Genomic DNA, 26703 nt, shown 5'->3' on the forward strand with positions numbered 1-26703 from the left:
CGGTCCTTGTGGACCGGGCCTCGGCCTTTCCCTGCCCTTGGTGCTACTTGGGCATAAGCACCGAATCGATCAGGTAGACGGTGGCGTTCGCCGTCTGGACGCCGCCGCAGATGACGCTGGCGCCATCAACCATGAGGGCGTCCTTGCTTCCGGTGACGGTGACGGAGCCGCCCTGGACCGTGGCGTGGCTGCCGGCAATCTTGTCCGGACTGATCTGGCCAGGGACCACGTGGTAGGTCAGGATCTTGCTCAGGAGGGCGTCGTCGGTCTTGAGGGTTTCGATGGTGGCGGCATCGATCTTGGCGAAGGCGTCATCCACCGGCGCAAATACGGTGAATTCGCTGCCGTTGAGGGTGTCCACCAGATCAACCTTTGGGTTCAGCTTGCCGGAGACGGCTGCTGTGAGGGTGGTCAGGATGGGGTTGTTCGAAGCGGCCACTGCGACCGGGTCGAGTGCCATTCCGGCCACGGAACCTGCCCCGCTGGGAACTTTTTCGGCGTAGCCGGCGCAGCCGGGGCCCACCAGGTTGGCCGCGGGATCCATCGGGTCCGCAGAGCTTGACGGCGAAGTGGCCATGCCGGAGGCGGCAGGCGTGGTTGCCGGAGCGGACGAGCCCTGGGACGTGGCTGCGGTTCCGCCGCAGGCGGTCAGGCTGAGCAGGGCTGCAGCTGAAACACCTGCAACGGTGAAAGTTGTGCGCTTGAAAGACAGCATTTCGGTTCTCCTTGGTTGTGCCGATTTTGCCGGCGGCACGCCTGGTGCCTGCCGCTCTGGCCGTTTCCGACCGGTGGGCACCTGCGCTTGGCTGGTGTCTCAATGGGTATTCGGTCGGTGACCGCCCACGGATGGGTGGATTTCAAGGAGGTTTTGGTGGAACGGCAGCCAGCCCGCGGATTCCCTGGAATTGGGGGATGACCCAAGAGGGTTAAACAGCGGAATCCCGGACCAGACGGTCCGGGATTCCTGATGCTGCGTTGTGCATGCTGCGTTTGTGCGCAAGGGGGGACTTGAACCCCCACGCCCGAAGGCACAGGAACCTAAATCCTGCGTGTCTGCCAATTTCACCACTCGCGCTTGGCGGCCTTTACGGAAAACGTACGACGGCGACGCCGGTTTCCATTGTAGCGTTGGGTCGTCGGAGTTTCCCGCCGGCTCACGCGGGATTATGCGGCAGGCTGCCTGTCGAGCTTCAAGTCACGGCGCAGTTTTGCCACATGGCCCGTTGCCCGGACGTTGTACTGCGCCACTGCCACCTTGCCTTCCGGATCAACAACGATGGTGGAGCGGATAAGCCCTTGGTAGGTCCTGCCGTAGTTCTTCTTCTCACCCCAGACGCCATACGCTTCCGCCACCGCGTGGTCGTTGTCCGAGAGCAGCGGAAAGCTGAGGGATTCCGCTTCGGCGAAGGAGGCGAGCTTGTCCACTGGGTCGGGGGAGATGCCCAGGACCTCGTATCCGGCGGACTGGAAGGACGCCAGGCTGTCGCGGAAATCGCAGGCCTGCTTGGTGCAGCCGGGCGTTGCGGCAGCCGGGTAGAAATAGATGATGGTGCTGCGCCCGCGCCGTGAGGCAAGGCTGACGTCCTTGCCGGTCGAGTCCTTCAAAGTGAAGCCGGGCGCCTCAGCGCCGGTCATAAGTCTGTCAGCCAATGTTTATCTCCTTGTTGCAGGCGGGACACACCAGTTTAGTAACCGCACCCGACCGGTGCGAATCGGTACTTGGCTATACTTGCTGGTATGCCTGATATGGATCGCTGGCCCACGGGGCGCCTCTTGTCCACTGCGGCGCGCCTCGTGGAACACTCGTGGAATGAAAAGCTCGGCGCCATTGGATTAACCCATGCCGGGGTGATCGCCATCGAAGTCCTTGCGGCGCAGGGTCCCATGACCCAGGCACAGCTGGCCCAATATGTCCGCGTTCAGGCCCAGACCATGGGCAAGACGCTGAGCAGGCTGGAGGCCCACGGCCACATTGCCCGCGTCCGCAGCACCTCGGACCGCCGCAGCCATGTTGTTTCCCTCACTGAACGTGGCCAGGAGGCTGTGACAGCTGCCGTGGAAATGGAGCGGTCAGTGCTCGCCGCGGCATCCATTGATCCCGATGTGCTACGTCAGGAACTGCAGGCCGTCGTCCGCCAGCTGGCGAGTCAGTTCGCTTCCCCTGCCACCAGGGCACTGGTGGACGGTGCACCTCTCGGTTAGAAAAATCGGCTAGGAAATCTGCGGCACGGATCGCTCTTCGCGCCGCAATGCCCCGGCGAAGGCAGACCAGCAGGGCGATCGTGTTGGGTCGAAAAGCCAGTTGGCCGCTACGTTGCGGTAGAGGCCCAGCGGCAGAAACAGGCCTCCCAAATATTACTCGATCGCCTGTCACGCATCGCGATGCTCCTGGCTGTTCATGGAACCGGAAGGGCTGGACACAGGTAGTCAGTAGACTTACGGTTCAGTTGTGGGGGTTGCTGTTCCAGGATAACGGCGACTGCCTCCGGTCCGTTGTTGCGGGCCGTCCCGTCATGACAGGAGGAAGACGATGCAAACCGTTGAAGAGACCGTTGATGTCGCAGTTCCGGTTCATACGGCCTATGACCAGTGGACCCAGTTCGAATCTTTTCCGCAGTTCATGTCCGGCGTGAAATCTGTGACCCAACTGACCGACACGACCAACCACTGGGTTACCAAGGTGGGCGGTGTGGAGCGGGAGTTCGATACGGAAATAGTTGACCAGGAGCCTGACGATCGGATCGCGTGGCGCAGCACCGACGGCAAGTCCCATGCCGGCATCATCAGGTTCACGCCGCTGGATGCCAATCACACTAAAGTCAAAGTCCACTTCGAATGGGCGCCGGAGACACTCACCGAGAAAGCGGGTGCGGCGCTGAAGGTCGACGAACTACAGGTCAAAGCCGACATGCGTAAATTCAAGGACTTCATCGAATCACGCGGTACCGAAACCGGTGCCTGGCGCGGAGAAGTCGAGGACAGCGGCCCGACCGGGCAAATCTAGAAGCCTTGGAAGGTCACGGCTTGGGCCTCGGGTCCCGCGATACGTCAGCGAGAGGTTCCTGAGGATTTGCAGGCAAGACAGAAACCCCGCCTTCATGGCTTTCAGCCGGTAAAGACTGGGTTTCTGTTGCCGACCAGGCCGGGTCGTGCCACCAAGTACCGCTAGGTGAGGTTTTTATCCAGTCCAGAGGCTTCCCGAACTTTCCTGGACACGCTCTACGAGATCGGCGTCGTGGAGCTCCTGGTCAACGTCCTGGTCAACGGGAACTAGATCCCTGAGGAGTCGCAAAAGGCCCCGGCCGCTGAGGAGCAGCCGGGGCCCTTTTTGCGAACGGGTCAGATCATGGGCTCGTGCAGACCATTGTGCTGTGGTCGTACCCGCCGTCGCCATTAGCGGTGACCCAGTTCATGTCGAAGACGCACGTCAGGCCGTCTGAATTGGTCGACGTGCTCTCCGAATCGATCCTGGTCACCTTGGGGTCGATGTAGAAAGGTCCATCAGGTGTCCTGCAGAAGGTCACTCCGGTCTGCTCATCGGTGATGCACTGGTCGTACGTCGTTTTGGTCATGCCGTCCGTGCTGGCCGCGTTCGCGGGCACTGCTGCTGCGGTTAGCAGCAGAGCAGCGCCTGCCGCGTAGGCAACAAGGCGCAAAGGTTTTCCGAGCATGAAAATGTCCCCCAAATTCGTTCCAGGTGTGCCCTGCCAGCCAGGAGGCACTTGCGGAAGACTACTGGTCCCCCAGTTGCCGGTCAACGGCTGTGCGCCGCGGGCCGATCAGGGGAATGCTGTGAGGTTCCCCTCCGGGACGAACCGGCCGCGACTCCGGTGATGTCCCGGGCGATGGTGGCAGGTGGTCCGCGGGTAGCACGGTGGGGCTCCAGCCCAACAGCGGACTTCGCATGTTTACTGATGCAGGGGCGGGGAGTTGCGTGTCCGACTCCGCACACATGGACCAAACGCAGCTCGTTCCCGAAAGAAAGCAGAACCATGACCGAGGCTCACGGCACGAAACGCCTGACAAGAAGGCAATCAGTGTTGAAAACCAAACCATTGTCAGTCGCTTTGGCAGTGATAGCTGCGCTGGGAAGTGTGCTTGTTGGTGTCAGCAGCGCCGAAGCCGCTCCGCAGGTTTATAACCCCTGTCAGCGTCTCTCTGCAGGGCAAGTCAAGTACTCCAGCTTTGGTGCTAACCGGGTGACGTTCGCTACCGCAGCGACCCGCGAATCAAACGTCGTCACCATCACCGGATGTGTCCGCTCCGGCAACGGTTATGTTGAGGAATGGCAGGACTGGGGCTATGCAGGGCTGAAGGGCTTCGCCCCTCCCGGACTTACCTGGGAAGACACTTATAAGTCCCCCGCCGGGTCCTACAGCGTGACAGAAGCACTCGGACGCTCCAACCCCGGAACGGCTCTCGCCTACCACACCGTCAATCCGGACTCCCGCTGGGGCGGCGAACACGGCCCCACGTACAACCAGTACTTTGAGGGCCGAGGCGGTCCTTCAGACGAGAACCTCTACACGTACATGAATCAGGGCTACTACGAGCAGGCCGCGGTGATCAACTACAACCGCCAGCCGGACATGCCGGTGACGCAGGTGCCTCGTACGCGATCTTCCTGCACGCAGGCCGCACCACGTCCGCAGGCTGCATTTCCACAAGCCTTGGAGTAGTGAACCAGTTCCTGCGTACCAGCCGTCCGGGTGACCGGATCATCATGGGTGCAGTTGACGACATCTTTTCCCCGTACTCGGCCAACCCGTGGGGAGCCATCTCCGAGAAGTACACCATGACGGGTGGTCCGGCCGGTGGCCTGGGAAGCCCAACCTCCAACGAAACTGGTGGGCTGAAAAACGGCGGCGCGTACCAGAACTTCCAGGGCGGCGCGATTCTCTGGTCACCCTCCACCGGAGCAAGAATCTCCGTAGGAGCCATTCGTGGGCTGTACACTGCCACGGGCTATGAAAACGGAGTTCTCGGCTACCCCACATCAGATGAGGTGGGCGGGCTCAGGAACGGCGGCGTCTACCAGAACTACGAAGGTGGGGCGGTTTTGTGGTCTCCGGCTACCGGCGCGCACATTTCGACAGGTCCGATCCGTGACAGGTACGGCTCGGCAGGTTTCGAGGGCGGCCGCCTGGGCTACCCGACCACCGAGGTTGTCTATGGCCTGAAGGAAGGCGGCGCCTACCAGAACTACCAGGGTGGTGCCATCATCTGGACGCCCGCCAACGGTGCACGCCTGTCGGTGGGAACGATCAGGGACGCATGGGCTTCGACCGGGTTTGAACACGGCACCCTTGGTTTCCCGACAACTGATGAGTACGACATCCCGGGTGGTGTCGCACAGAACTATCAGGGCGGCGTCATTACTGCTACTGCGGCTGGAACCTTCGTTGTCAACGGAGCAATTTTCCAGAAGCACGATGAGATGGGTCGCACGCTGGGATTCGCAGTGGGCCCGCAGGCAGGAATTAGGGACGGCGGCGTGTACCAGAATTTCCAACACGGCGCCACTCTGTGGTCACCGGCTACCGGCGCTCACGTATCCGTCGGCGGCACGCGTGGAGCCTGGGCGCTTACCGGATTCGAGAACGGTGTTCTGGGCTACCCGACCACTGATGAAATTCCAGTCAACGGGGGCGTCAAGCAGAACTATCAGGGCGGAGCGATCTTCTGGACTGCAAGTCTCGGAGCTTACTCCGTAGCTACTGACTACAACGCCATGTTTGAAGCTTCCGGCGGGCTGGGCACTCTCGGGTTCCCCGCCACCAATCGAGTGACCGGACTCAAGGACAGTGGTTCCTACCAGAACTTCCAGAATGGTGCGTTGGTCTCCAGCCCTGCAACGGGGATTCACCTCTCCATCGGAGCGACCCGCAACGCGTGGGCTGCAACCGGATTTGAAGGCGGAAGGCTTGGTTACCCGACAACCGACAACTACGTCACCGCTGATGGCAGCACCGTTCAGGACTACCAGGGCGGACGAATCACCATCGCCAAAGATGGAACCTACAAGGTTGAGTATGGTGTTTCGCGCAGCCAGTGAGTGGCGCAGCGTCCGCAGACAGCATCGCCGGGAATCCGTAGGCTGAACAGGCAAAAAGGCGTCAGGCGTGATTTGCGGGCAACACAAAACAGCCCCTGGCTGGCGTTTCCGCTGGCCAGGGGCTGTTTTCCTGTTGGTGCACCCCCCGGGACTTGAACCCGGAACCCATTGATTAAGAGTCAATTGCTCTGCCAATTGAGCTAGAGGTGCATCTGTTTGGTTTGATCTTTCGGGGCTTTTTCTTTCCCCGTTGATCTCCGCAACGACATGAAACTCTACACGAACTTCCCGCCCATGTGAAATCGAAGCGGCCGGTGCATCAAGCTTTATCCAGGAGGGGGCAGGGCCAGTACAAAATCAGGGTCTTGGTTGTTGCTGAGCAGCCAGATACGGCCATCCGGGGCCAGCACAACGTCCCGGATCCGGCCGTATTCCCGTGTGAAATAGGCCACAGGGGTGCCCGCGTTTTCCCCATCCAAGGGAACCTTCCACAGACGCTGGCCACGCAGCGCCCCGAGATAGGCCGTGGATCCGACGATTTCCAGCCCGCTGGGCGAAGAGTCCGCCGTGGAGGGCCATACAACCTTCGCGTCGAGGAACCCGTCGCGGTGGGGTGCTCCAGTCACCGCAGGCCACCCGTAATTGGCGCCTGGCAGGATCAGATTGAGTTCGTCGTTGACGTCGGGCCCGAATTCGCTGGCCCAGAACCTGCCCGCGCTGTCCCACGCCAGCCCTTGGACGTTGCGATGTCCAAGGCTGTAAACGGCGTTGCCGAAAGGGTTCCCGGGGGCTGGGTCCCCTTCGGGAGTCAGCCTCAGGATCTTGCCACCCAGGGCATTGGGGTCCTGCGGCTGTTCCCGGCGCGTTGAGTCGCCCGTTCCCACATAGAGGAATCCATCCGGGCCGAACCGGATCCTGCCGCCGTTGTGAATGGAAGCTTTGGGAATGCCGGTAAAAATTACGTCGGGATCGCCGAACATCAGCGACCCGTCAGGCTTCTCCTGAAGCTTCACCCGGGCAATCCGGTTGTCCTGCCTTGCGGTGAAGTACAGATACAGGTGGTTGTCTGTGGAGAAGGTGGGGGAGAGAGCGAGTCCGAGCAGGCCCCCTTCCCCTCCTGGTACAACATCAGGGACCCGGCCGATGGTGGTTGGTCTGCCATTGCGGACCGCCTTCAGCAGCGCCGAGTCCCGTTCAGAGATGATGGCCGTTCCATCCGGGAGGAATACCGTGGCCCATGGAACACTAAGTTGGAGGTCCAGCCGCTCCGCGACTGCCGGCTTTGAGCTGGTTCCCGTTCCAATGCTGGTGCTGTTGCCGGTGGGCAGCTCATTGCCGTCCCCCGTGCAGCCGGACAGCAGCAGTACCAAGCACGCCGTCCACAAGGCGGCGTGCCCGGATTGTGGAGGCGGACCCTCAGAGCCGGTTCCGCCTTGGGGCCCGGAACCCAGCAGCCTCCGCATGTGCCGCCGATTCAAACCAGACCTCCGCCCGCGTCTGCTCATAATCCGGATGCCCCTCCTCGTAATAGACCATGGATCCGGCGTCGCCCTTCACCGTGTAGTCGGCCGGGCCGCTGCCGTCGGAGCCCGGCGACGCGGAGCCCTCGCCGTAGGGCTGATCCACAGCAAGGTGGCCGGCAGGTTCGGTACCAGTTCCGAATCCCGCATCATCCCTTTCGGGTTCCTCCATGTGGCTGGCCGCTGTTTCGACCGCCGCAGACGACTGGGTCCGGTCCAGGGTCTCCGCTACTGCAGCATCGTCCGGGACGTCAGGTTGCCGGTCAGCCCTGGCCTCGGCGGTACCATCGGCGAACGCTTCGGCGGAACCTCCGGCGAACCCGTCGGCGGACCCTTCGCCTGCAGCTGTTTCGGCGCCCGGGAGGGTGGGGGAATGCGGGCTGGTGTACTCCGCGTTATGGACAGGCCCTGGACCAGCCGTGGGCTCGCTGCTCGTTCCGACGGACGCGCCGGCCGGCGGATTGTCTTCACGCGGCACTGCCATGGATCCGCCGGCTTCGGACCACTGGGTCTCCCACTCGGCCGCATCCTCCTGCACACGCCCGTCTTCCTGCACACGCCCGTCTTCCTGCACACGCCCGCCTTCCTGAGCGGGCTCGTCATCCGGGGCCAGGCTGCTGGTTCCGGTTTCGGTCTCATGCTCGGAGGGAGCGCTGCTCCCGCTCTCAACGGCCCCGCTACGGGAATTCGAAAGGGGGGCCGCCTCGGAAGGCCCGACGGCGTCGGCGCCCGCCGCCCGCTGGGCCGGGCCGGCTGTCCCACCGGTAGCTGCGCCGGACACTTCTGGGGTCTCATCCGCCGTCGTCGGGGGTACCGGCTCGGCGGCCCGTCCGAAGCCTGCCGCGCTGGGGATTCCGGCGGTTGCTGCGGCCTCGGCAGAGGCTGCGGCGCTGCCGCCTGCCAGGGCCCCGTCAGCCCGTATTGTGCCGGTACCATCGGACGAGCCAGCCCGGTCCTGGCCTGCAGAGCCGCCGGTCCCGGCGGAATTGCTGCGGTTGAGCAGCCACCAGACAACACCGACTATCAGCACGATGACAATAATCCAGAAGACAAAATCCATAACAGAGCCCTTCGGTCCGGATGGCAAGGTTGCCGTTCACTGACGGTACGTCGGCGTGAACGGGACTGTCTAGGTTTGTGTCCCGGCGCCCAGACTCGGCCTGAGCAGCAGTGATGCCAACGCAGGAGCCGTTTCCGAAGAACACTCTGCCGTAACGTAGCCTCTCTACATGGACTTCAAGCGGCTGCGGATCCTGCGCGAACTTGCCGACCGGGGCACGGTGGGGGCCACCGCCGAAGCCATGCATGTCACTCCATCGGCCGTCTCCCAGCAGCTCAAAACGCTGCAGGAGGAGCTTGGCGTGGTCCTTGTGGAGAAATCGGGCAGGGGAGTTCGGCTGACGGAGGCCGGCCAGGCAATGGCCTCCGCTGCGGCGGACGTATCCACGGCGATGGCCCGGGCGGAGGCAACAATCGACGCCTACCGCCACGGCTGGCAGGCCCATGTCAGGGCAGCCTTTTTCCCCAGCGCGGCCGAGATGTTCCTCCCCGGTCTCCTGCACCGTGTCAAAACCATCGGAGGCCTGCACTTTGAGGCCCATTTTGAGGATCCCGGCATCGCCGGTTTCGCCGGGCTGGCGTCGGACTACGACATTGTCCTGGCACACAGCGTGGATGGGCCGGAGGTATTTTCCAGCCACGGGCTGGTGGTGGTTCCACTGCTCAACGAGCCGCTCGATGTCGCCATGCAGGCCGGTCATGCGCTGGCGGCGAAATCCCGCCTGACGGCCCGGGATGTGGTTGGGTATCCCTGGATGGGCGTCCCGGACGGCTTCCCCTTCGACGCCGTCCTGCGCCAGATCGAAAAGCAGGCAGGTTCCGCGGCGGTGAGGGCTCAGTTGTTTCCCGACCTCCGGGTCCTTGAAGCGCTGGTGAGTTCGGGCCACGGGCTGTCCCTGCTGCCGCGGTACACGGCGGCGGCCAATCAGGGCAAGGGCTTTGTGCTCCGCCCACTGGTGGGCGTGACAGCCCGGCGCAGCATCGTGGCGCTGGCCCGTCCTGACATCGCTGCCCGGACCACAGTCCGGGAGGTGCTGGACATGCTCAGGCTTGAAGCCGAGACCGTCGCAGCTGGCCTCGCACCGCGTGATTCCTGACACGTCCTTGCCGCCCAGCAGCCCCTCATCTCATCATTCGAGACGAGAGTCCACTATTCGATCGAAATATTCCCGAAAATGGGCTTAACGGACGGTTCCGGGTCGTTGGCCTCCTGATCGGAGTCATAGACTTTGACCCATGAGTGAGGACACCCAGATCGCGACCGAGAACAAGCCTGACATCAAGCCCCGCAGCCGGGTGGTCACCGACGGAATCCACGCAGCGCCCGCGCGCGGCATGTTCCGGGCGGTCGGTATGGGGGATGACGACTTTGCAAAACCCCAGATCGGCGTCGCGAGCTCCTGGAACGAAATCACTCCCTGCAACCTTTCCCTGAACAGGCTCGCCCAAGGAGCCAAGGAAGGTGTCCACGCCGGCGGTGGCTTCCCCATGCAGTTCGGCACCATCTCCGTCTCCGACGGCATCTCCATGGGCCACGAGGGCATGCACTTCTCGCTGGTTTCCCGCGAAGTCATCGCCGATTCCGTGGAAACCGTCATGCAGGCCGAGCGGATCGACGGCTCCGTGCTCCTGGCCGGTTGCGACAAGTCGCTCCCGGGCATGCTCATGGCCGCGGCCCGCCTGGACCTTGCAAGCGTGTTCCTGTACGCCGGCTCCATCATGCCGGGTTGGGTCAAGCTCGAGGACGGCTCCGAAAAGGAAGTCACCCTTATTGACGCCTTCGAGGCCGTCGGCGCGTGCGCCGCAGGCAAGATGAGCCTCGGGGACCTTGAGCGAATTGAAAAAGCCATCTGCCCCGGCGAAGGCGCCTGCGGCGGCATGTACACGGCCAACACCATGGCGTGCATCGGCGAGGCCCTGGGCATGTCCCTGCCGGGCTCCGCCGCTCCGCCCTCGGCAGACCGCCGTCGTGATGAGTTCGCCCGCAAGTCCGGCGAGGCAGTGGTCAACCTGCTCCGTCTCGGCATCACGGCCCGCGACATCATGACCAAGAAGGCCTTTGAGAATGCCATCGCCGTCACCATGGCCTTCGGCGGCTCCACCAACGCTGTGCTGCACCTGCTGGCGATCGCCCGCGAGGCCGAGGTGGAACTGACTCTGGATGACTTCAACCGCATCGGCGACACGATCCCGCACCTGGGCGACCTGAAGCCGTTCGGCCGTTACGTGATGACCGACGTCGACAAGATCGGCGGCGTGCCGGTCATCATGAAGGCGCTGCTCGACGCAGGACTATTGCACGGCGACTGCCTCACCGTCACCGGCAAGACCCTGGCGGAAAACCTTGCGTCCATCAATCCGCCGGACCTCGACGGCAAAATCCTGCGTGCGCTGGACAACCCGATCCACAAGACCGGAGGAATCACCATCCTCCACGGCTCCATGGCGCCCGAAGGCGCCGTCGTCAAGAGCGCAGGCTTTGACGCCGATGTTTTCGAAGGCACCGCACGCGTGTTCGAACGCGAGCAGGGGGCCCTGGATGCGCTGGACAACGGCGAGATCAACAAGGGCGATGTTGTGGTCATCCGCTACGAAGGCCCCAAAGGCGGCCCTGGTATGCGCGAGATGCTGGCGATCACCGGCGCCATCAAGGGCGCCGGTCTGGGCAAAGACGTCCTTCTCCTCACCGACGGGCGGTTCTCCGGAGGCACCACCGGACTTTGTATCGGCCACGTTGCACCGGAAGCGGTCGACGGCGGCCCCATCGCCTTCGTCAAGGACGGTGACCGTATCCGTGTTGACATCGCGGCCCGGAGCTTCGACCTGCTGGTCGATGAAGCGGAACTCGAAGCCCGCAAGGTCGGCTGGGAGCCGCTGCCGGCCAAGTTCACCAAGGGCGTGCTCGCAAAGTACGCCAAGCTGGTGCACAGCGCCTCAACTGGTGCGTACTGCGGGTAGCACCGCAGCCGGTGGCTGACCCAACTGACTCGCAGATAACGTCGTCAAAAGCCCTTTTGGGTGCGTTTACTGCTAGTCAGTTGGGGGAGGCTACCAATTGGTGGACAATGATGTCCATATGGTGAGATCGCGTTGTGCTTCGTTGACACGCATCTTGCTTAGAGGGAAAACTGAACGCATGATCGCTTTCGTTACCAGCCGCGCCGCTGCAGATGCAGTCGTCGTCCTTACCAGGCGCGTGGCTCAATAGCCCGACTGGTAACGAACCGTCACGCGCAAACCCCTCGAAGAGCCGCCAGGCTGAGGGGTTTTTTTATTTCCCGCAGTTCCAAAAAACAGATGATCCACAAGGAAGAGTCCGATGAGCAAAGGATCGCCGATCAGCCCCTCGCTGATGGCTACTAAGTCCGCTGGAGCCCCCAAGGCTCCGGAACGCGCCGACCGATCGGCTGACCATGCCGCCGTCGTCGCTGATCTTGCTGCTGTCTCTCCTGTCCTTGGGCCGAACAACGTTGTACCCCCAACGGTGATGACCGGCTCAGAAGCTATTGTCCGCTCGCTCGAAGAACTCGGCGTCGACGATATTTTTGGTTTGCCCGGTGGCGCGATCCTGCCTACCTACGACCCCTTGATGGCCTCCAGCATGAATCACGTCCTGGTCCGTCACGAACAGGGAGCCGGCCACGCCGCGCAAGGCTATGCCATGGTTACCGGCCGGGTGGGCGTGTGTATCGCCACCTCCGGCCCCGGTGCCACCAACCTCGTTACCGCCATCATGGATGCCCACATGGACTCCGTGCCGCTGGTGGCCATCACCGGCCAGGTGTCCAGCGGCGTGATCGGCACTGACGCATTCCAGGAAGCGGACATTGTCGGCATCACCATGCCGATCACCAAGCATTCCTTCCTGGTCACCGACGCCAACGAGATCCCGCATGTGATGGCCGAGGCGTTCCACCTGGCATCCACGGGCCGGCCCGGTCCGGTGCTGGTTGACGTTGCCAAGGACGCCCAGCAGGGGCAGATGACCTTCTCCTGGCCGCCCAAGATAGACCTTCCGGGCTACCGCCCCGTGACGCGGGGGCACAACAAGCAGGTCCGCGAAGCGGCGAAGCTGATCGCGGCCGCCAGCAAGCCGGTGCTGTACGTCGGCGGCGGCGTGGTGAAGGCGCACGCCTCTGCCGAGCTCCGCGAGCTGGCGGAACTGACCGGAGCGCCGGTGGTCACCACACTGATGGCCCGCGGTGTGTTCCCCGATTCGCACCCGCAGCACGTGGGCATGCCGGGCATGCACGGCACGGTGTCGGCTGTTACGGCGCTGCAGCAGTCCGACCTCCTCATCACCCTCGGCGCGCGCTTTGACGACAGGGTCACAGGCATCCTGAAAAGCTTCGCTCCGCACGCCAAGGTCATCCATGCGGACATTGATCCCGCCGAGATCTCCAAGAACCGTACGGCCGATGTGCCCATCGTGGGATCGGTCAAGGAGATCATTCCCGAGCTCACCGAGGCGGTGCGCACCCAGTTTGATACCTCCGGCACCCCGGATCTCACCACATGGTGGGCTTTCCTGAACAACCTCAAGGAAACCTACCCGCTGGGCTGGACGGAGCCCGACGACGGACTCAGCGCACCGCAGCGCGTCATCGAACGGATCGGTGCCCTGACCGGACCCGAGGGGATCTATGTTGCCGGCGTCGGCCAGCACCAGATGTGGGCTGCTCAGTTCATCAAGTACGAGCGCCCGCATGCCTGGCTGAACTCCGGCGGGGCAGGCACCATGGGCTATGCCGTACCCGCTGCCATGGGCGCCAAGGTAGGGGAGCCCGACCGGGTGGTCTGGGCGATCGACGGCGACGGCTGCTTCCAGATGACCAACCAGGAACTCGCCACCTGCGCCATCAACAAGATTCCCATCAAGGTTGCCATCATCAATAACTCCTCGCTGGGCATGGTCCGGCAGTGGCAGACCCTCTTCTATGAGGGCCGCTACTCCAACACGGACCTGAACACCGGCCACAACACCGTCCGCATCCCGGACTTCGTGAAGCTGGCCGACGCCTACGGCTGCGCCTCGTTCCGCTGCGAACGCGACGAGGACATCGATGCGACCATCCAGAAGGCCCTTGAAATCAACGACCGACCCGTGGTCGTCGATTTTGTGGTGAGCCCCAACTCCATGGTGTGGCCAATGGTGCCCGCTGGCGTGAGCAACGACCAGATCCAGGTTGCCCGCAACATGACCCCGGAATGGGAAGAGGAGGACTGATCATGAGCCGCCACACACTGTCCGTTCTGGTCGAAGACAAACCCGGTGTATTGACCCGCGTTGCGAGCCTTTTTGCGCGCCGTGCCTTTAACATCAACTCCCTGGCTGTCGGACCGACGGAAGTTCCGGGCATGTCCCGGATGACCGTCGTCGTCGACGCCGACGGTGATCTCATTGAACAGATCACCAAGCAGCTCAACAAACTGGTCAACGTGATCAAGATTGTTGAGCTGACCTCCGAATCTTCCGTACAGCGCGACCACATCCTGGTCAAGGTACGTGCGGATGCCGCAACTCGTCTGCAGGTGACCCAGGCCGCAGACCTGTTCCGAGCTTCAGTGGTTGACGTCTCCACAGACTCCGTTGTCATTGAAGCAACAGGCCATCCCGAAAAGCTCACTGCGCTGCTCTCAGTGCTGGAGCCCTTCGGCATCCGCGAAATTGTGCAGTCCGGCACCTTGGCCGTTGGACGGGGATCCCGCTCCATGAGTGACAGGGCCCTACGCTCGGCGTAACGCCCAGCGCCCGAGGCCCCGCCTCAAAGCGCTGTGCAGGGCCCGTGCAGTACCGCAGCACCACAGACTATTTACCCCAGAGAATCCACTCAAAAGGAGACACCCAAAGTGACTGAAATGTTCTACGACGACGACGCCGACCTGTCGATCATCCAGGGCCGCACCGTTGCCGTCATCGGTTACGGATCCCAAGGCCACGCCCACGCCCTGAGCCTGCGCGATTCCGGCGTTGACGTCCGCGTCGGCCTGAAGGAAGGCTCCAAGTCCCGCGCTAAGGCCGAGGCTGAGGGCCTGCGCGTCCTCGACGTCGCCGCTGCCGTTGCCGAAGCGGACCTCATCATGGTCCTCACCCCGGACCAGGTCCAGCGCCACGTGTACGCCGAAGACATCGCCCCCAACCTGCAGGCCGGCGACGCCCTGTTCTTTGGCCACGGCTTCAACATCCGCTACGGCTACATCCAGCCGCCGGCCGACGTCGACGTCGCCCTGGTGGCACCGAAGGGCCCCGGCCACATCGTGCGCCGCGAATTCGAAGCCGGCCGCGGTGTCCCGGACCTGATCGCCGTGGAGCAGAACGCCTCCGGCAAGGCCAAGGAACTGGCCCTGTCCTACGCCAAGGCCATCGGCGGCACCCGTGCCGGCGTCATCGAGACCACCTTCACGGAAGAGACCGAAACGGACCTCTTCGGCGAGCAGGCTGTTCTCTGCGGCGGCGCTTCGCAGCTCATCCAGTACGGCTTCGAGACCCTCACCGAGGCCGGCTACAAGCCCGAGGTTGCCTACTTCGAGGTCCTGCACGAGCTCAAGCTCATCGTTGACCTGATGGTCGAAGGCGGCATCGCCAAGCAGCGCTGGAGCGTCTCCGACACCGCGGAATACGGCGACTACGTCTCCGGCCCGCGGGTCATCACCCCCGAGGTGAAGGAAAACATGAAGGCTGTCCTGGCCGACATCCAGAACGGTGCTTTCGCCAAGCGCTTCATCGACGACCAGGACGCGGGAGCTCCGGAGTTCGCCGAGCTGCGCAAGAAGGGTGAGGACCACCCGATCGAGGCCACCGGCCGCGAACTGCGCAAGCTGTTCTCCTGGATCAAGACGAGCGACGACTACACCGAGGGCTCCGTAGCCCGCTAGGCCATGCTTTTCACCTAGCCCAGGCACCGGAAATGGCCGGGTTCACACTTCACAATGTGGGCCCGGCCTTTCCGTCGGCCTAGACTTGTTCCATCCCCAGGACTGCAACGCAGAGGATCAGCCGTGTCAAAACCCGTAGTACTGCTCGCCGAAGAACTTTCGCCCGCCACAGTCGAGGCCCTCGGCCCGGACTTTGAAATCCGCCAGACCGACGGCGCCGACCGTTCCCAGCTGCTGTCTGCGATCGCCGACGTCGACGCCATCCTGGTCCGTTCCGCCACCCAGGTTGACGCCGAGGCCATCGCCGCGGCCAAGAACCTCAAGGTCATCGCCCGCGCCGGCGTTGGCCTGGACAACGTGGACATCAAGGCCGCCACGCAGGCCGGCGTGATGGTGGTCAACGCCCCGACGTCGAACATCGTCTCCGCGGCAGAGCTCACCGTGGGCCACATCCTCAGCCTGGCCCGCCACATCCCGCAGGCGAGCTCCGCCCTCAAGAACGGTGAATGGAAGCGCTCCAAGTACACCGGCATTGAACTCTTCGAGAAGAAGGTCGGCATCATCGGCCTGGGCCGGATCGGCGCACTGGTCGCTGCCCGGCTGCAGGGCTTCGATACCGAGATCCTCGCCTATGACCCCTACATCACATCGGCCCGCGCCGCCCAGCTCGGGGTCAAGCTGGTCTCCCTGGACGAACTGCTCAGCCAGTCCGACTTCGTCACCATCCACATGCCCAAGACGCCGGAAACCGTGGGCATGCTGGGCGCCGACGCCTTCACGAAGATGAAGTCCACCGCCTACGTGGTCAACGTCGCCCGCGGCGGCCTTGTGGACGAGGAAGCCCTCTACGCTGCCCTGCAGGACCGCCAGATCGCCGGCGCCGCCGTGGACGTGTTCGTCAAGGAACCCAGCACCGACCTGCCGTTCTTCGGCCTGGACAACGTGGTGGTGACCCCGCACCTGGGCGCCTCAACTGACGAGGCACAGGAAAAGGCCGGTGTCTCGGTAGCAAGGTCCGTGCGCCTGGCGCTGGCCGGCGAGCTCGTTCCCGACGCCGTCAATGTCGCCGGTGGCGTGATCGCCCCCGACGTCCGTCCGGGCATCCCGCTGATCGAAAAGCTGGGGCGCATCTTCACCGCCCTGACCCACGCCTCCCTGACCCAGATCGACGTGGAAGTGGCCGGCGAGATCGCCGCCCTGGACGTCAAGGTCCTGGAACTGGCGGCGCTCAAGGGCATCTTCGCTGACGTTGTCACCGAGCAGGTCTCCTACGTCAACGCCCCCGTCATCGCCGAGCAGCGCGGCATCAACACGCGCCTGATCACGACGCCGGAAGCCGAGGACTACCGCAACGTCCTGACCATCCGGGGTGCTCTGAGCGACGGCTCCCAGATCTCCGTGGCCGGCACCCTGACAGGTCCCAAGCAGGTGGAGAAGCTGGTTGGCCTCAACGGCTACGACGTGGAGATTCCGATCAGCGAGCACCTTGTGGTGGTGGCCTACGCCGACCGCCCCGGCGTGATCGGCACGATCGGCCACATCCTGGGCATGAACAACATCAACATTGCGGGCATGCAGGTCGCACGGCAGGCCGAGGGCGGACAGGTACTGGCGCTGCTCACCATCGACAGCTCCGTTCCGCAGCAGGTCCTGGACGCCATCAAGGCCGGCATCGGGGCGGAAATGGTCCGCGAAGTGGACCTCGAGGACTAACACCCCGCACCATTGTGAACTACGCGTGACTGCGTCTTAACGTCGGCCACGTATGATTGGCCGGTCTGCTTACAATGGCTAGGTCCTGATTCAGGACACAGCCGGCAGGCCGGCCAAAACATTTTGCACACCAGGCAGGAAATCCTCCATGTCCGCCGCCCGCGGACTGCGGTGTGCGCACGCCATCCAGCTTTCAGGGAGCCCCATGAACGCCGTCCAAAGGTTCATCAGAAGCAAAGTGCTGCTGCTGACCGCGGCCATCTTGATCGCAGCCATGTGCTTGTCGGTCCTCGTCCAAGGCCAGTCGCAGGCCGCGCTCAACCGGACGGTGGATGAGAATTCACGCGGACTGTATGACGTCCTGGTGCAGGCCAAGGCCGGCTCGGGGGCGCTCATGCAGCCGGAGATTGCCAACGGCAGCGGCGGCGTCAGCTTTGACCAGCTGGAGGCCATCCGGGGCCTTTCCGAGACCTCGGTGGCGGCGCCCATCAGCCTGGTGTCGCGGGTGACGCAGAACCTGGAAGCGCCCCGGCTCGATGCCATGGACTACCTCGGCTACAACTCCGGGCTCGCAGGCACGGCCACAACCGACCAGGCGGCCGGCGCAACGGACCCCAGCAAATGGCCGGCCGCTGAATCCGTCCTGAGCGATTCGCCCAAGACTTACCGGCTTACGGCCAGCGCCGTCAGCTCCGACGGGGTCTCTGAGCAGACGCTGTTCAAGTCGACGGCGGAAGGCAGCCTGGGCAAAGCCAAACTCGTTGAGGAGAAGGCCGCAGGCGGCAGCAGCATCCGCATTGCCCCTCCTGCCGGTGAGACCGGCATCAAGTTCCCCGCACCAGCGGGCGGGTCCGAGCACAACCTCTTCAACCTTTCGGTGTCACTGCCGCTGTCTCCTGAGGTGACAGAGTCAGTCGTCGCCGTCGATCCCGTGTCGGAGCGCGCGCTGCTCGGTTCTGCAGGCGACTTCCTGGCTCCGCTGGAAAAGGCGCCGCCCGCGGATGCCCGGAACGCCGGCGCTATTGGACGCCACTTCGAAAGCCTCTTCACCAACGGCATCAGCATGGAGGAACTGAACCAGGGACCTGACTTCCTGGGCGTCAAGCTCAAGTACTGGGCACCCCTCATGACCCAGTACCAGCAGGCGAAACGCGACGGGCAGCTGACCGCGGATTCCCAGGCCATTCCCCTGATTGTCCGTTCGGGCACGTCCCTGGACCTGAAGTACAACGTCAAGATCGAGGAGATCGACGCAGCGGGCAAGGTGGTCAAGGAAGTCGGTACAGCTTCGCGCTCCCTGGGCAAGGACTACCTGCCGTTTGTGTCCAAGGACCCCTTCGCGCTGTCATGGCCCGGTTCCACCGACCATTCCGACCTGCTCGGCAGCGCCGGAAACTTCAACCAGGGCCTTTACACTCCGGCCACCTGGAGCACGGACTTCGCGGCCGCGCCGAAATACACCGATGGCAGCACCGCCGGGAACGGCGCCGTCGAGAAGAACGCCGTTCCCGGCGACTGGGTCACTGTCAACCGGCTTCCCGAGAAGGCCGCCAACGGCGCCCCGGTGGACCAGACCCAGCGCGAGCCCGTGGACGAGCGGTCCTACCGCGAGGATCTGGCGACCGGAGAGAAGCTCGCGGCACCCCTGGCGATGGTCTACGGGACCTTTGACCCCAACGCCGTCGAACAGGCAGCCGGTGACGTCAACAGGCTGCCACTGGGCGGCTACGACCCCACCCCGCTGACCCTGACCAAGGACGGCGACGGCAAAGCCGTCACCGCCACTGAGCTCAAGCCCTCATTGAGCGCCACCGGGCTTGCCAGCCAGTCGGCCGGGGCCATCACGGACTTTTATGGCCTGGCTGCTGCCCGCGGCTATAAGGACAACGCCTCCGTCATCGACGCCGTTCGTGTCCGGGCGAAGGCGCCTGGCAGCTGGAAGCAGGCCCAGCCCGAAGTTGAAAAGCTCGCCGCTGAAATCCGCGATATGGGCCTGGAAGCCACCGTCGTGGCCGGCTCGGCCCGCGAGGACGCCAATATATTCGTCCCCGGCTACTCCAAGGACGACGCCGGCAAGGAATCCGCCCTGGGCACCGTCCAGCAGTCGTGGGTCAGGCAGAATGCCGCCGACGCCGTCTCCGGCTCGCTCACAGGCACCAACATCACGCTTCTCTTCCTGACGCTCTGCGGCGCCGCGCTGCTGACCGGAGCTTCCACCGTCAGTTACATCCGCAAACGCAAGCGGGAAGCCGGCACCCTGCGGGCCATGGGGTGGACCCAGCGGCGGGTAAGGAGCTGGGTGCTTGAGGAATTCGCTGTGGGAGCGGCGCTGCTTGCTGTGGCCGGGACCGTTCTGAGCCTGCTGAGCTGGAGCCTTACCACCGTCATCGTGTCGGTCTCTGTCCTTGTCCTGTACGCGGCAGCGGCATTCTTCGCTGCACAGCAGCTGCGCCACCGGGACGAGGTGGACCAGGAACCGCAGCACGATGAGCGGCTCATCCCCGTGGATTCACCCCTGACGTTCGCCAACCGGCAGCTCAGCACCAACAAGTTCAACACGCTGTCGCTGGCCGTCGCGGTGGGTGTGTTCGGAGCCGCGGTGGGCGGGCTGATTGCACTGCTGATCGACATCCCGCGTGCCGCCGGTGCCAGTGCGCTCAGCGGCCTGGCTGCTGCCAGTGTTGCGTTGCCCAGCATCGTCCTGGCGCTCTCGGGAGTGATTGTTGGACTCGTGCTGACCTTGGTCACCGGCCGCTTCGAGCTGAACGCCAAGCGCGAGTACCTTGGCATCCTCGAGGCCATGGGCTGGAACCCGGACATGCTCCGCCAGGTCCGGATCTTCGAGAACGCGCTCGTGGGAACCGTGGCCCTGCCACTGGGAGTCCTGGGCGCCCTGGGCATAGGACTGCTCCTCGCCCCGTATGCCGCACTGTGGGCCGGAGTCGCCGGCCTCGTGGCTGTACTTTGCTGGATACCGATTGCAACGAAAGTGGTCCAATGACAAACGAGACGAATGTTCAACGGAGCCGCCGGTCCGACTCCGGCAACGGCCCTCTCCAGACGCGCGCCAACACCATCGTCAAGGCCGAAGACCACGGGACCCCTCTGGAGCTGACTGACATCACCATCCGCTACGGCGGCGGCAAGAACGGCGCCGAAGCCGTCAGCGTAGTGGAGGGTTTTGACCTGACCCTGCACGCGGGGGAGATGCACTGCGTTGCGGGCAGGAGCGGTTCCGGCAAGACCAGCATCCTGACAGTGGGCGCGGGACTGACGCTGCCGACGTCGGGCCGTGTTTTCTGGGAAGGCGTTTCCCTCGAAAGCATGGGCGATGACGAGATCGCAGACCGACGCCGGGCCCTGATCGGCTACGTGGACCAGGGCGGTGCCCTGATCGACGGCATGAGCGCACTCGAGAATGTGCTCCTGCCGGCAGTGCCGGACGGCGAAGTGGAGCAGCGCCGTGACATGGCCAAGGACCTGCTGGACCTCGTGGGCCTGGGCCGCAGGATGCGCCACCGTCCTGCCCAGCTGTCCGGCGGCGAACGTCAACGCGTGGCGATTGCCCGCGCGCTGATCCTGGGTACGCGGGTCCTGGTAGTGGATGAGCCCACCGCCAGCCTCGACCGGGCCTCAGCCAACCGCATCATCAGCATCCTCAAGGACACCACCTCAGACGGGATCGCCGTGCTGGTCGCTTCACATGACCATGAACTGGTCCGCCTGAGCGATACGCTGACTGAACTGATCTAGCCTGTCCCTCCGCACCAAAGGTAACCGTCCGCTCGTGACTGCTTCAGAGAAAACGCCCTTCTACATCACCACGGCCATCACGTACCCCAACGGCGTGCCGCATATCGGCCACGCCTACGAGTACATTGCCACCGACGCCATGGCGCGCTTCAAGCGGCTGGACGGCTATGACGTGATGTTCCTGACCGGCACGGACGAGCACGGCATGAAAATCGCCCAGACGGCTGAGAAGGAAGGCATCAGCCCCAAGGAGCTGGTGGACCGAAACGCCGAGGTATACAAGGCGGCACACTCCGCCCTGGGGATCACCTACGACAGGTTCATCAGGACCACGGACGCCGATCATTATGCCGCGTCGCAGGCCATCTGGAAGAAGATGGAAGCCAACGGCGATATCTACCTTTCAAAGTACGAGGGCTGGTATTCCGTCAGGGACGAAGCCTTCTACGTCGAGGACGACACCGTCCTCAAGGACGACGGCCTGCGCTACTCCAAGGAGACGGACACCGAGGTGACCTGGACGGCCGAGGAGAGCTACTTCTTCAGGCTGTCCGCCTACCGGGACCGGCTCCTGGCGCTCTATGAAGCCCAGCCTGAATTCGGCGCCCCGCAGTCACGGTTCAACGAAGTGATCAGCTTCGTCAGGCGCGGCCTGGAGGACCTGTCCATCAGCCGCACCACCTTCGACTGGGGCGTCCCTGTCCCCGGCAACGACAAGCACGTGATGTACGTCTGGGTGGACGCCTTGACCAACTACCTCACAGGGGTGGGCTATCCGGACGTCGATTCGGACGCATTCCGGAAGTTCTGGCCTGCCGACGTGCACGTCATCGGCAAGGACATCTCGCGCTTCCACGCCATCTTCTGGCCCGCCTTCCTGATGAGCGCAGGGCTGGAGCTGCCCAAGCGGATCATGATCCACGGGTTCCTGCAGAACAACGGCGTCAAGATGTCCAAGTCTTTGGGCAACGTGGTTGCGCCGGCGGACTTCGTCGCGCAATACGGCCTGGACCAGGTTCGTTTCTTCTTCCTCCGCGAGGTCCCCTTCGGCGCTGACGGCAGCTACAACCACGAGGCCATCGTGGGACGGGCGAACTCGGACCTGGCCAACAACTTCGGAAACCTTGCCCAGCGTTCGCTGTCCATGGTGGCCAAGAACTGCGAAGGCCTTGTTCCCGTCCCGGGCGCATTCTCGGCCGCGGACTCCGCACTCCTGGACCAGGCCAACGGGCTCCTTCGGGCGTCCAGGGCTGCCTTCGAAAAACAGGAATTCAGCCGCGCCCTCGAAGCGATCTGGGGCGTGCTGGGTGATACCAACGCCTACTTCGCCGAGCAGGCCCCGTGGGTGCTGCGGAAGACCGACGTCGAACGCATGAACACGGTCCTGTACGTGACGCTGGAAGTGCTGCGGATTGTGGCCATCCTCGCGCAGCCGGTCATGCCCACGGCCACCGCCGCGCTGCTGGAAACCCTCGGCCAGCCGGAAGGCGCAGCCCGCCAGTTTGCGGCCATTCCGACGCCGATCGTCGCCGGGACGCCATTGCCTGCCCCTTCACCCGTTTTCCCCAAGTATGAGGAGCCGGCCGAGGCCTAGCACCCGGGGACGCTCTCTCACCTTCTGTGGGTTTTTCCAGAACGCTCTCTCACCTTTGGACAGAAGGTGAGCGAGCGTTTGCCGTTTTCGCTCAGGAAGTGAGAGAGCGTCCCTGGCTTGATGTTCGAATAATGAGACGGCTTGACCAGAATGTGGATGACTTGGCTACGCTAAAAAGCATGAGCGCATCCACCATCAATCTGGCTGTTATTCCCGGCGACGGCATCGGCCCCGAGGTCATCGCCGAGGCATTGAAAGTCCTGGAAAAGGCAGTGGCCGCAGAAGGCGTGGTCCTCGAGCAGACCCACTACAAGCTCGGTGCCGAGCACTGGCTGGCCACCGGGGAGACGCTCCCGGACGAGGTACTCGCCGACCTGCGCACGAGGGACGCCATCCTCTTCGGCGCCGTGGGCGCCGCCCCCGGTGACACCCGCATCCCCTCCGGCATCATCGAGCGGGAGATGCTGCTTAAGCTCCGCTTCAGCCTGGACCACTACGTCAACCTGCGGCCATCCCGGCTTTTTGGGAGCGTGGGGAGTCCGCTGGCCAACCCGGGTGTCATCGATTTCATCGTGGTCCGTGAGGGGACCGAAGGCCCTTACGTCGGCAACGGCGGCACCCTGCGTGCAGGTACGCCGCATGAAGTGGCCACCGAAGTTTCGCTCAACACTGCCCACGGTGTGGAGCGTGTTGTCCGCGATGCCTTCCGCCGTGCCAGCGCCCGCGAACGCAAGCACGTCACCCTCGTGCACAAGCACAACGTCCTGGTGTATGCAGGCCATCTGTGGAAGCGGACCGTTGAGGCCGTAGCGCAGGAATTTCCGGACGTCACGCATGACTACCTGCATGTTGACGCCGCCACTATTTTCATGGTCACCGACCCCTCCCGCTTTGACGTCATTGTCACCGACAACCTCTTCGGGGACATCCTGACGGACCTCGCTGCTGCCATCACCGGCGGCATCGGACTGGCGGCCTCGGGCAACATCAACATGGACCGAACCGCTCCGTCCATGTTCGAACCCGTCCACGGCTCCGCTCCGGACATCGCCGGACAGCAGAAGGCCGATCCCACTGCCGCCATCCTCTCGGCAGCGCTCCTGTTGGATCACCTCGGCTACACCGAGGCGGCACGGAAGATCGAAGCTGCCGTGATTACCGACGTCGAAAACCGCAACGGCGGCGCCCGCAGCACCAGCGCCGTCGGAGATGCCATCACTGCCGCGCTTTAGGCAAGGCTTCGAGGCCTGCCGCTTGGCGCGGCGGTTCAGGCCCTGCCAAGCGGCGTAAGCTAGTTTCGAATCACCAAATGCTGCCTTGTGGTCCAACGCTGAACCACGTTCACGGGCAGCCGATCGTGGAGGAACCATGACTCAGACTGCCCCTGGCGTCGAATTCAACCAGCAACTCTCGGCAACCCCGAAGTCCGCTGAAGAGCGTAATGCCATCCTGGCCAACCCGGGATTTGGCGATTACTTCACCGACAACACTGCCATCGTCGACTACAACGTGGACGCGAACGGCAACGGAGGGTGGCACAACCCCCGCGTCGAGGCGTACGGCCCGATTTCCCTGGATCCGTCAGCGGCAGTATTCCATTACGGCCAGGAAATCTTCGAAGGGCTCAAGGCGTACCGGCACGCGGACGGCTCCATCTGGACGTTCCGCCCGGAAGCCAACGCAGCCCGCCTGAACAAGTCCGCCCGCCGGCTTGCCCTTCCCGAGCTTCCGGCTGAATACTTCCTGGGCGCCATCCGTGAACTGGTTGCGGCTGATAAGGAATGGGTTCCTTCCGGTGACGGGGAGGCGCTGTACCTGCGGCCGTTCATGATCGCCACCGAGGCGTTCCTGGGCGTCCGGGCGGCCCGCGAAGTCTCCTTCCGGGTGATCGCTTCGCCCGCCGGCAACTACTTCGGCCGGGAACTCAAGCCGGTTTCCATCTGGATCTCCCGCGAGTATGCCCGCGCCGGCAGGGGTGGCACGGGCGACGCCAAATGCGGCGGCAACTACGCGGCCTCCCTCATCGCGCAGCAGGAGGCAGAGGCCAACGGCTGCAAGCAGGTCCTCTTCCTGGACCACTTCAATGACAATGCCGTCGAAGAGCTCGGCGGCATGAACGTGTTCTTTGTGATGAAGGACGGCTCACTGGCCACGCCAGCGCTGACCGGCACCATCCTGGAAGGCATCACCCGGATGTCCGTCATCCAGGTGGCCAAGGACATGGGCCGGCAGGTCACCGAGCGAAAGATCACCCTGGATGAATGGCGCGACGGTGTGGCCTCAGGGGAGATCGCCGAAGTCTTTGCCTGCGGTACCGCAGCGGTGATTACCCCCATCGGAGTGCTGAAGGACGCCACCGAGTTCATCGGGTCCGAGGACGCCAAGGCAGGGGAGACCACCATGGCCATCCGCGAGAAGCTGCTCGGCATCCAGACTGGCACCGTTCCTGACACCCACGGCTGGCTGACCCGCCTGGCCTAGGGCCGGTCGGGCAACGTGGCCTAAGCACAAAACGACGACGGCGGTTGGCCGGCACTCGTTGATCGCCACGCTCATAGTCGGTTGCGACCGGCGGAAGCCCCTCAGCGACGCATTTTTGGGATTGTGCTCATCCCGGTGTGAATCCACAGACTTCGTTCTTCCGGGGCCTGCGCTACCGTCTTCCAGTGCCGGTGGGACATTGGTGAATTATGCTAAGGATACTTGCCGCAGCACCGGCACGACGAGTTGAATCTTTGGGGGGATTTACATGTCGATCGGCTCGAAGCCACTAAGTCGACGGAGCTTCCTGTCCGCGGGTGTTTTCGGTGCTGCGGCCACCTTGGCGCCTGCCAGCGCCGCCAGCAGCGTCACCGAAAGTTATCCGTTTACGCCGAACGCGGAGCTCGTTGATGCATTCGTGGCCCGACGAGGTGGCGCAATCGGGACCGGCGGCAAAGTGGCCATCGCGTTCCGCTGCGACCACCACCTTAATCAATTTGAATCCCGGCTCCTTCCTCTCCATCAGAAGTACGGCATTCCGGTTACTATCGCGGCCCTGTCGCAGATATTCAAGGTGGAGACCGGGACCAACGGCAGCAACAACCTGTCGTTCCCCCGTCTTCAGGCGCTGGCTCTTACTAACGGCCTGGAAATCGCCAATCATGGCGCCACCCACAGCGACGCGGCCACATCACAGCGTCTTCGGGAAGAAATCGTGGGTGCGCGCAATGCGCTGTCAGCGGCATTGCCCAAACTGCCTCTTGAGCTGTTCATTCCTCCTGGAGTCGGCGGGACACAGTACCTGGGTTTCGCAGGGGGCAAAACCCAGCATTCGTTTCAGACGTACCTTGCGGGGAGACTGATTACGCAACAACATGCAATGTCGACCGGCTATGTTCCCGGCTATTGGCCAATGACAGGAAACCCGTTGGACAGTATGGGCAATGTGCATGTGGGCATTGAAAACGCGGACTACGCGCGCCGCGGACCGGACTTCATCGCTGCCGCCCGGAAACAGGGAAGGGGGGTGTGCTTCATGTACCACCCCAGCCTTGTGGACGACACCGACTTGCAGGCCATCGAGGGCTTCTTCGCATGGTGCGCCCGCGAACGCGATGCCGGTCGGCTGGAAATTCTCACGACCACCGGGCTCATGATGTCAAGCTTCTCAACTTCATCCCGCCATGACCTTCTGTCCGTCAGCTCCAGTTTCAAGGCTGGATGGAATGGTTGGAACGGGTTGGCCGCTAACTGGGCTCGGCGCACAGACTCAGGAGTCACATACGCACGACGCGGATCTGAGTCCTTGGCCTTGTTCAAAGATGTTCCCACCGGCATCTACGCAGGCTCTGCCAGACAGCTCCGCGTCGCGATGCGCTCGAACACCGGACTGCGAGTCAAAGTAGAGGTTCTCGACCCGGCCAACCCGGGATCATTCAATGCTGAGACGTACATCACCTTATATCCCGCGACGGGCTTCCAACAGGTGCATCAATACATCATTTTGCCGCTCACCGGGACTCCGCGAGTCCGGATTCGCATAACGCCCGTCTCCGGCGGGGAACTCCACGTGCAAGAGCCCCAGTTGCTGGCTGCATAGCTGCCGTACGCCTTGGCGAGGTCACTGCGTCTGGCCTACTTCAAGTGGGAAG

The 26703-nt window shown here is 63.4% G+C and carries 21 protein-coding genes and 2 tRNA genes; 16 read left to right on the forward strand and 7 right to left on the reverse strand.

The features are described from left to right. Window positions 1–43: 43 nt before the first annotated feature. The 3 genes from QFZ30_RS06510 to bcp form a co-directional block, all read right to left on the reverse strand. Window positions 44–715 (reverse strand): fasciclin domain-containing protein, encoded by a 672-nt coding sequence (locus QFZ30_RS06510; protein WP_307074573.1) that lies wholly within the window; start codon window positions 713–715, stop codon window positions 44–46. A gap of 278 nt (window positions 716–993) precedes the next feature. Further along, window positions 994–1075: transfer RNA gene (locus QFZ30_RS06515), tRNA-Leu, on the reverse strand. An 89-nt stretch (window positions 1076–1164) separates the two neighbouring features. After that, window positions 1165–1650, reverse strand: a complete 486-nt coding sequence (gene bcp, locus QFZ30_RS06520; RefSeq protein ID WP_307074575.1) for a thioredoxin-dependent thiol peroxidase — start codon at window positions 1648–1650, stop codon at window positions 1165–1167. A gap of 96 nt (window positions 1651–1746) precedes the next feature. Between bcp and QFZ30_RS06525 the strand changes: the two genes are divergently transcribed. Next, window positions 1747–2202 (forward strand): MarR family winged helix-turn-helix transcriptional regulator, encoded by a 456-nt coding sequence (locus tag QFZ30_RS06525; protein ID WP_307080093.1) that lies wholly within the window; start codon window positions 1747–1749, stop codon window positions 2200–2202. Between the two features lie 328 nt (window positions 2203–2530). After that, entirely contained in the window at window positions 2531–3004 is a 474-nt protein-coding gene (locus QFZ30_RS06530) for an SRPBCC family protein (protein WP_307074577.1), read from the forward strand. A gap of 340 nt (window positions 3005–3344) precedes the next feature. Here QFZ30_RS06530 and QFZ30_RS06535 read toward each other — a convergent pair whose 3' ends face one another. Then, window positions 3345–3671: a hypothetical protein gene (locus QFZ30_RS06535; RefSeq protein WP_307074578.1), complete on the reverse strand. Its 327-nt coding sequence runs from the start codon at window positions 3669–3671 to the stop codon at window positions 3345–3347. A 528-nt stretch (window positions 3672–4199) separates the two neighbouring features. Here QFZ30_RS06535 and QFZ30_RS06540 point away from each other — a divergent pair. Both QFZ30_RS06540 and QFZ30_RS06545 read left to right on the forward strand, forming a co-directional pair. Further along, complete coding sequence (locus QFZ30_RS06540; protein WP_307074579.1) at window positions 4200–4679, forward strand: hypothetical protein; 480 nt, start codon at window positions 4200–4202, stop codon at window positions 4677–4679. After that, window positions 4679–6055 (forward strand): hypothetical protein, encoded by a 1377-nt coding sequence (locus tag QFZ30_RS06545; protein WP_307074581.1) that lies wholly within the window; start codon window positions 4679–4681, stop codon window positions 6053–6055. The genes QFZ30_RS06540 and QFZ30_RS06545 overlap by 1 nt, the downstream gene beginning before the upstream one ends. A gap of 134 nt (window positions 6056–6189) precedes the next feature. On the opposite strand, the gene QFZ30_RS06550 is transcribed toward QFZ30_RS06545, so the two are convergent. The 3 genes from QFZ30_RS06550 to QFZ30_RS06560 all read right to left on the reverse strand — a co-directional run bounded on the left by QFZ30_RS06550 (window position 6190) and on the right by QFZ30_RS06560 (window position 8635). After that, window positions 6190–6265 (reverse strand) — tRNA-Lys (locus QFZ30_RS06550). Between the two features lie 116 nt (window positions 6266–6381). After that, entirely contained in the window at window positions 6382–7425 is a 1044-nt protein-coding gene (locus QFZ30_RS06555) for a PQQ-dependent sugar dehydrogenase (RefSeq protein WP_373462819.1), read from the reverse strand. Window positions 7426–7471: 46 nt separating this feature from the next. Then, a complete protein-coding gene (locus QFZ30_RS06560) occupies window positions 7472–8635 on the reverse strand; it encodes a sunset domain-containing protein (protein WP_307074583.1) in 1164 nt (387 codons plus the stop codon). Window positions 8636–8804: 169 nt separating this feature from the next. On the opposite strand from QFZ30_RS06560, the gene QFZ30_RS06565 reads away from it, so the two are divergent. From QFZ30_RS06565 to QFZ30_RS06620, 12 genes are all read left to right on the forward strand, one after another. Next, entirely contained in the window at window positions 8805–9731 is a 927-nt protein-coding gene (locus QFZ30_RS06565; RefSeq protein ID WP_307074585.1) for a LysR family transcriptional regulator, read from the forward strand. Window positions 9732–9870: 139 nt separating this feature from the next. Then, window positions 9871–11592: a dihydroxy-acid dehydratase gene (gene ilvD / locus QFZ30_RS06570; protein ID WP_307074586.1), complete on the forward strand. Its 1722-nt coding sequence runs from the start codon at window positions 9871–9873 to the stop codon at window positions 11590–11592. 361 nt (window positions 11593–11953) lie between these two features. After that, window positions 11954–13861: an acetolactate synthase large subunit gene (locus QFZ30_RS06575; RefSeq protein ID WP_307074588.1), complete on the forward strand. Its 1908-nt coding sequence runs from the start codon at window positions 11954–11956 to the stop codon at window positions 13859–13861. A 2-nt stretch (window positions 13862–13863) separates the two neighbouring features. Continuing rightward, window positions 13864–14376, forward strand: a complete 513-nt coding sequence (gene ilvN / locus QFZ30_RS06580) for an acetolactate synthase small subunit (RefSeq protein ID WP_056628144.1) — start codon at window positions 13864–13866, stop codon at window positions 14374–14376. A gap of 108 nt (window positions 14377–14484) precedes the next feature. Then, a complete protein-coding gene (ilvC, locus tag QFZ30_RS06585; protein WP_307074591.1) occupies window positions 14485–15510 on the forward strand; it encodes a ketol-acid reductoisomerase in 1026 nt (341 codons plus the stop codon). A 123-nt stretch (window positions 15511–15633) separates the two neighbouring features. Next, window positions 15634–17223 (forward strand): phosphoglycerate dehydrogenase, encoded by a 1590-nt coding sequence (serA, locus tag QFZ30_RS06590; RefSeq protein WP_307074593.1) that lies wholly within the window; start codon window positions 15634–15636, stop codon window positions 17221–17223. A 205-nt stretch (window positions 17224–17428) separates the two neighbouring features. Next, a complete protein-coding gene (locus QFZ30_RS06595) occupies window positions 17429–20224 on the forward strand; it encodes an ABC transporter permease (protein ID WP_307074596.1) in 2796 nt (931 codons plus the stop codon). After that, window positions 20221–20976 carry an ABC transporter ATP-binding protein gene (locus QFZ30_RS06600; RefSeq protein WP_307074598.1) on the forward strand — a complete coding sequence of 252 codons (756 nt, stop codon included), beginning with the start codon at window positions 20221–20223 and terminating at the stop codon, window positions 20974–20976. Before QFZ30_RS06595 ends, QFZ30_RS06600 begins: the two co-directional genes overlap by 4 nt. Window positions 20977–21010: 34 nt before the next feature. Further along, window positions 21011–22570: a methionine--tRNA ligase gene (gene metG, locus QFZ30_RS06605; protein ID WP_307074600.1), complete on the forward strand. Its 1560-nt coding sequence runs from the start codon at window positions 21011–21013 to the stop codon at window positions 22568–22570. 179 nt (window positions 22571–22749) lie between these two features. Next, a complete protein-coding gene (locus tag QFZ30_RS06610; protein ID WP_307074602.1) occupies window positions 22750–23802 on the forward strand; it encodes a 3-isopropylmalate dehydrogenase in 1053 nt (350 codons plus the stop codon). A gap of 136 nt (window positions 23803–23938) precedes the next feature. Continuing rightward, window positions 23939–25051, forward strand: coding sequence for a branched-chain amino acid aminotransferase (locus tag QFZ30_RS06615; RefSeq protein ID WP_307074604.1), 1113 nt, complete (start codon window positions 23939–23941; stop codon window positions 25049–25051). Between the two features lie 268 nt (window positions 25052–25319). Continuing rightward, window positions 25320–26651, forward strand: coding sequence for a polysaccharide deacetylase family protein (locus tag QFZ30_RS06620; RefSeq protein ID WP_307074606.1), 1332 nt, complete (start codon window positions 25320–25322; stop codon window positions 26649–26651). The last annotated feature ends 52 nt before the right edge of the window (window positions 26652–26703 follow it).

Origin of the sequence: Arthrobacter pascens (genome assembly GCF_030815585.1) — a bacterium.
Classification (GTDB): Bacteria; Actinomycetota; Actinomycetes; order Actinomycetales; family Micrococcaceae; genus Arthrobacter; species Arthrobacter pascens_A.